General features: G+C 68.9%; 5 protein-coding genes. All 5 read left to right on the top strand.

Annotated elements, in window-relative coordinates:
- Nucleotides 1-4: 4 nt before the first annotated feature.
- Entirely contained in the window at nt 5-1,228 is a 1,224-nt protein-coding gene (hutI, locus tag ABIC51_RS39510; protein WP_124840969.1) for an imidazolonepropionase, read from the top strand.
- A gap of 8 nt (nt 1,229-1,236) precedes the next feature.
- Complete coding sequence (locus ABIC51_RS39515; RefSeq protein WP_175901709.1) at nt 1,237-2,613, top strand: formimidoylglutamate deiminase; 1,377 nt, start codon at nt 1,237-1,239, stop codon at nt 2,611-2,613.
- Nucleotides 2,614-2,673: 60 nt separating this feature from the next.
- Nucleotides 2,674-3,471, top strand: a complete 798-nt coding sequence (hutG, locus tag ABIC51_RS39520; protein ID WP_175901712.1) for an N-formylglutamate deformylase — start codon at nt 2,674-2,676, stop codon at nt 3,469-3,471.
- Nucleotides 3,472-4,228: 757 nt separating this feature from the next.
- Nucleotides 4,229-5,035 carry a gamma-glutamyl-gamma-aminobutyrate hydrolase family protein gene (locus ABIC51_RS39530; RefSeq protein WP_059693038.1) on the top strand — a complete coding sequence of 269 codons (807 nt, stop codon included), beginning with the start codon at nt 4,229-4,231 and terminating at the stop codon, nt 5,033-5,035.
- A 12-nt stretch (nt 5,036-5,047) separates the two neighbouring features.
- Nucleotides 5,048-6,385, top strand: coding sequence for a glutamine synthetase family protein (locus ABIC51_RS39535; RefSeq protein WP_027786942.1), 1,338 nt, complete (start codon nt 5,048-5,050; stop codon nt 6,383-6,385).
- Nucleotides 6,386-6,541: the final 156 nt, after the last annotated feature.

Here is a 6,541-nt window from a genome sequence, read left to right on the forward strand (position 1 = left end):
ACGCATGAAACCGACTGTCTGGCATCACCTGAGGCTGTGTCCGCACGGCCATCCTGACGAGACGATCGACGACGCGGCGATCGCCGTCGACGAAACCGGCACGATCGCCTGGCTTGGCGCGATGTCCGCGCTGCCGCACGGTTATGCCCACTGGCGGCGCGAGGATCTGCACGGCGCGTGGGTGACGCCGGGCCTCGTCGACTGCCATACGCACCTCGTGTACGGCGGCACGCGTGCCGACGAATTCGCGCAGCGCCTCGCGGGCGTCAGCTACGAGGAGATCGCTCGGCAGGGCGGCGGGATCGTGTCGACGGTGCGCGCGACGCGCGGGGCCGACGAGACGACGCTGTTCGTGCAGGCCGCCGCGCGGCTGCAGCCGTTGCTGGCCGAAGGCGTGACCGCGATCGAGATCAAGTCGGGCTACGGGCTCGACCTCGCGAGCGAACGCAAGATGCTGCGTGTCGCGCGCCAGCTCGGCGAGCGCTTCCCGGTCACGGTCTACACGACGTTCCTCGGCGCGCATGCGCTGCCGCCGGAATATGCGGGCCGCGCGGACGAATACATCGACGAAGTGTGCGACCGGATGCTGCCGGCGCTGGCCGACGAGGGGCTCGTTGACGCGGTCGACGTGTTCTGCGAACGCATCGGCTTTTCGCTCGCCCAGACCGAGCGCGTGTTCGAAGCCGCGACGCGGCGCGGGCTGCCCGTGAAGCTGCATGCGGAGCAATTGTCGAACGCGGGCGGCACGGCGCTCGCCGCCCGCTATCGGGCACTGTCCGCCGACCACCTCGAATTCCTCGACGAAGCCGGCATCGAGGCGATGAAGGCGGCCGGCACGGTCGCCGTGCTGCTGCCCGGCGCGTACTACTTCATCCGCGAGACGCAACTGCCGCCGATCGAGCTGCTGCGCAAGCACGGCGTGCCGATCGCGCTCGCGACCGATCACAACCCCGGCACGTCGCCGCTCGAATCGCTGCTGCTGACGCTAAACATGGGCTGCACGCTGTTCCGCATGACGGTGCCCGAAGTGCTGCAGGGCGTGACGCGCCATGCGGCCGCGGCGCTCGGTCGCGCGGATCGCCACGGCGCGCTCGAGGTCGGTCGCCAGGCCGACTTCGCCGCATGGTCGGTCGGCTCGCTGGCGGAGCTCGCCTACTGGATCGGCCGGCCGCTGTGCGAGCAGGTCGTACGCGGCGGCACGACCGTGTTTCGCCGGATGAATGGATAGATAGCCTTATGACCGACACCCTGTTGTTCGCAGACCATGCGTACCTGCCCGACGGCTGGCGCCGTAACGTGCTGCTGCGCTGGGACGCGGCCGGCACGCTGACCGGCGTGACGCCCGACACCGACGCCCCGGCAGGCGTCGCGCGTGCGGCCGGGCCGGTGCTGCCCGGCATGCCGAACCTGCATTCGCACGCGTTCCAGCGCGCGATGGCGGGGCTCACCGAATACCGCGCGAATCCGGCCGACAGCTTCTGGAGCTGGCGCGACCTGATGTACCGCTTCGCGCTGAAGATCACGCCCGACGCGCTCGCCGCGATCGCGCGCTGGCTGTACGTCGAGATGCTCAAGTGCGGCTATACGTCGGTGTGCGAATTCCACTACGTGCATCACGCGCAGGACGGCTCGCGTTATCCGCAGATCGCGGAACTCGGCACGCACGTGGTCGACGCTGCACGCTCGGCCGGCATCGGCATCACGATGCTGCCCGTGTCGTACCAGTTCGCCGGCTTCGGCAACAAGCCGCCGCGCGACGACCAGCGCCGCTTCATCAATACGCCCGACGGCCTGCTCGAGCTGCTCGACGCGATGCGTCGCGCGGCGCCGGAGCATGGCGGGCTGCGCTACGGCGTCGCGCCGCACTCGCTGCGGGCGGTGTCCGAGAACGGGTTGCGCGTGCTGCTCGACGGGCTGCCCGACGACGCGCCCGTGCATATCCATATCGCCGAGCAGACGGCCGAAGTCGACGACTGCGTGCGTGCCTACGGTGCGCGCCCCGTCCAATGGCTGCTCGATCGCTTCGATGTCGACGCACGCTGGTGTCTCGTGCACGCGACGCACGTCGACGCGGCCGAAACGGCCGCGCTCGCGCAGCGTCGCGCGGTCGCCGGCCTGTGCCTGACGACCGAGGCGAACCTCGGCGACGGCGTGTTCCCGGCCGTCGACTATCTCGCGCAAGGCGGCGTGATCGGCGTCGGCTCGGACAGCCACGCGTCGGTCGACTGGCGTGCCGAGCTGCGCCTGCTCGAATACGGGCAACGGCTCGTGCACCGCGCGCGCAACGTGCTGGCGAGCGACACGCAGGCGCATGTCGCCGATCGCCTGTTCGACGCGTCGCTCACGGGCGGCGCGCAGGCCAGCGGGCGGCACGTCGGTGCGCTGCGCGAAGGGTGCCGCGCCGACTGGCTCGTCCTCGATCCCGATCATCCGGCGATCGCCGAACACGACAGCACGTCGTGGTTGTCGGGTATCGTGTTCGCGGAGCACGGCGAGACGCCGGTGCTCGACGTCTACACGGGCGGCGAGCGCGTCGTGAGCGGCCGCCGCCATCGCGACGAAGCCGTCGCGTATGCCGACTACCGCGCCGCGCTGGCGCAACTGCTGCGCTGACGCGCGGCAACCGGCGCGCGCCGCCTGCGTGCGCCGGCAGACCTTCAACGGTGATGCGACATGACTGAACAACCGGCTGTATTCACGCTGAAGCAGGGCACGCTGCCGCTGCTGATCTCGATTCCGCACGCAGGCACGTACATCCCCGACGACATCGCCGCGACGATGACGGCCGACGCGCGTTTCGTCGACGATTGCGACTGGCATCTCGAACGCCTGTATGGCTTCGCGGCCGGCCTCGGTGCATCGATCCTCGTCCCGTCGCATGCGCGCTACGTCGTCGACCTGAACCGTCCGCCCGACAACGAGAACCTGTACCCGGGGCAGGACACGACGGGGCTCGTGCCGGTCGATACGTTCGACAAGGCGCCGCTGTATCCGGCGAACGCGCTGCCCGGCAACGACGAGATCATGCGTCGCCGCGATCGCTACTGGCTGCCGTATCACGACGCGCTGCAAGGCGAGGTCGCACGCCTGAAGCGCGAGCACGGCCGCGTGCTCGTGTGGGAAGCGCATTCGATCCGCTCGCACGTGCCGCGCTTCTTCGACGGCCGCCTGCCGGACTTCAACTTCGGCACGTCGAGCGGTGCAAGTGCCGCGCCGGGCCTGGCGGAGGCGCTCGCCGCGCGCGTGCTCGAACATGACGGCTATACGGCCGTCGCGAACGGGCGCTTCAAGGGCGGCTACATCACGCGTCACTACGGCGTGCCCGAAACGGGCGTCGAAGCCGTGCAGCTCGAGCTCTCGCAGATCACCTACATGGAAGAGACGCGCCCCTACGCGTACGACGAAACGCGTGCGGCGCGGATTGTGCCGCTATTGCAGACGCTCGTCGAAACCGCGCTCGCGCATCGCTGAACCCGGGCCGCGCGGATGCGGCAGCGCGGCGGAGCCGGTGCGTGACGGCCCGCCGGCCCGCAGCGTGCCGCACCGATGCAATGCACAACACGGCATCGATCCACGAGATCGGTGCCGTTTTTTTCGTCCGGGTTTCGTCTGATCGATGTCGTCATCCGCACCTGAAAATTTGACGCAATTTTTGGGTGATATAAGCTGAATGTCAGGAAGTCGTCACGCGCGCACCGGCGGCGGGCCATCGATCGTGGCCGCACCGCACCGGAATGCGCGGCGAGACACCTTGCCGACGTGTCGCCGCGCGGCATTGCCGCATGCGCTTCATCGCGACACGTGTCCTGCATTCATCCGTCAGTCGAGTACGATCGTGAAAGCCGCCAGCCCTTCGATACGCCGGACGCGAAGTCCGTCGGCGGGCGCGCCGCCTCAGGCCGGGCCGATCCGGCATGCTGATCGCGGCACGCGTGCCGCCTCTTTGCGCGAACCTCGTTTCTTTGCCATTTCCCGTCGCGGCCTGCGCCGCTTCAACCTCGTGGCTGCCCGCGTGTTCAGCGCGGTGCAGTGCGACGGCAGCGCATCGTTGTTGCCCTAGCGTCCCTTTCCACGTCCGTTCCGAGCCGCCCCGCCTGTTGCCGCATCGTCCGCGCGGCAGGATCGCGTTTGGGCATGCGGCGCATCGTGGCGCGCGCGGGCGGTGCCGGCGCGAACCTTCATCGTCCCGCGTGCGAACGTGTCGCGCGCGATTGCCGGGGAGACACCCATGCGTGCGCGACCGATCGTAGCCGTGACCGCCGACCGCATCCTGCGCGGTGCGCATCCGAACCACACGGCGGGGGAGAAGTACCTGGCCGCGCTCGTCGACGGCGCGGGCGTGCTTGCCTTCGTGCTGCCCGCGCTCGGCGCGCGCCAGCCGGCCGATGCGATCGTCGCGGCGGTCGACGGGTTGCTGTTGACCGGCAGTTACTCGAACGTCGAGCCGCATCATTACGGCGGTGCCGCGAGCGCGCCCGACACGCTGCACGATCCCGCGCGCGATGCGACCGCGCTGCCGCTGATCCGCGCGGCGATCGACGCGGGCGTGCCCGTACTCGCGATCTGTCGCGGCATGCAGGAGCTGAACGTTGCCTACGGCGGCACGCTGCATCAGCGGCTGCACGCGACGACCGGCTTCGACGATCACCGCGAGCGGCCGGCCGATCCGCTCGAGCGGCAGTACGGCCCCGCGCACGTCGTGCAGTTCGCGCCGGGCGGCCTGCTGCAGCGGATCGCGCACGGCGCACCTGAAGCGACGGTCAATTCGCTGCACGACCAGGGCATCGCGCAGCTCGGCGCGGGGCTCGTCGTCGAAGCCAGCGCGCCCGACGGGCTGGTCGAGGCCGTCAGCGTGCGCGGCGCGCGTGCGTTCGCGCTCGGCGTGCAGTGGCATCCCGAATGGCGCTACGCGGAACAGCCGCTGTCGCGCGACATCTTCGCGGCATTCGGCGCGGCGTGCCGCGCGCGCATGACCCATCGCATTCATGCGGCCGGCGGCGCGATGCCGTCGCCGGCCGCATCCGACGTCGACTGACAGAGGCCGATCATGCAACCCGAACTGAGCGAATTCCTGCGACAGCACCGCATCACCGAGGTCGAGGCGATCATTCCCGACATGGCCGGCATCGCGCGCGGCAAGATCATTCCGCGCAACAAGTTCGAATCCGGCGAATCGATGCGCTTGCCGCAGGCCGTGATGGTGCAGACCGTCACCGGCGACTATCCGGAGGACGGCACGCTGACCGGCGTGACCGACCCCGACATGGTGTGCGTGCCCGATCCGTCGACGATCTGCCTGATTCCGTGGGCCGTCGATCCGACCGCGCAGGTGATTCACGATTGCGTGCACTTCGACGGCTCGCCGGTCGAGATTTCGCCGCGCTACGTGCTGCGCCGTGTGCTCGACCTGTACAAGGCGAAAGGCTGGCAGCCGGTCGTTGCGCCCGAGCTCGAGTTCTACCTGGTCGACATGAACGCCGATCCGGACCTGCCGCTGCGTCCGCCCGTTGGCCGCACCGGGCGTGCGGAAACCGGCCGGCAGTCGTATTCGATCGAGGCCGTCAACGAGTTCGATTCACTGTTCGAGGACATCTACGAATACTGCGAGATGCAGGGGCTCGATATCGAGACGCTGATCCATGAAGTCGGCGCCGCGCAGATGGAGATCAACTTCGTGCACGGCGATGCGCTGTCGCTGGCCGACCAGGTGTTCCTGTTCAAGCGCACGGTGCGCGAGGCAGCGTTGCGCCACAACATGTACGCGACCTTCATGGCGAAGCCGATGCAGGACGAGCCGGGCTCGGCGATGCACATCCACCAGAGCCTGGCCGACGCGCGCACGGGGCGCAACCTGTTCTCGGGCGAAGACGGCGCCGTGTCGCCGATGTTCCACAGCTATCTCGCGGGGCTGCAGAAGTACACGCCGGCGCTGATGCCGATCTTCGCGCCGTACATCAACTCGTATCGCCGCCTGTCGCGCTTCATGGCCGCGCCGATCAACGTGCAGTGGGGCTACGACAACCGCACGGTCGGCTTCCGCATCCCGCAGTCGGGCGCGTCGGCGCGCCGCATCGAGAACCGGATTCCGGGTGTCGACTGCAATCCGTACCTCGCGTTCGCGGCGACGCTCGCCGCCGGCTATCTCGGCTTGTCGCAGCAGCTCGCGCCGACCGAGCCGATCGCGTCGGACGGCTACAACCTGCCGTACCAGCTGCCGCGCAATCTCGAGGAGGGGATCTCGCTGATGGCGGCGTGCACGCCGCTCGCCGGCATTCTCGGCGACAAGTTCGTGAAGGCCTACCTGGCGCTGAAGGACACCGAATACGAAGCGTTCTTCCGCGTGATCAGCTCGTGGGAGCGCAGGCATCTGCTGCTGCACGTCTGAGCGTGCGGCAGCGTTATCCGGAGGAAACATGACCGATCGAAACGAAGCCTTCTCACCGCATTCGACCGCCGAATACCGCGCGCTCGACGCCGCGCACCACATCCACCCGTTCTCGGACATGGGCGCGCTGAACCGCGCGGGCAGCCGCGTGATCGT

The organism is Burkholderia sp. 572, from assembly GCF_040545135.1.
Taxonomy (GTDB): Bacteria; Pseudomonadota; Gammaproteobacteria; order Burkholderiales; family Burkholderiaceae; genus Burkholderia; species Burkholderia cepacia.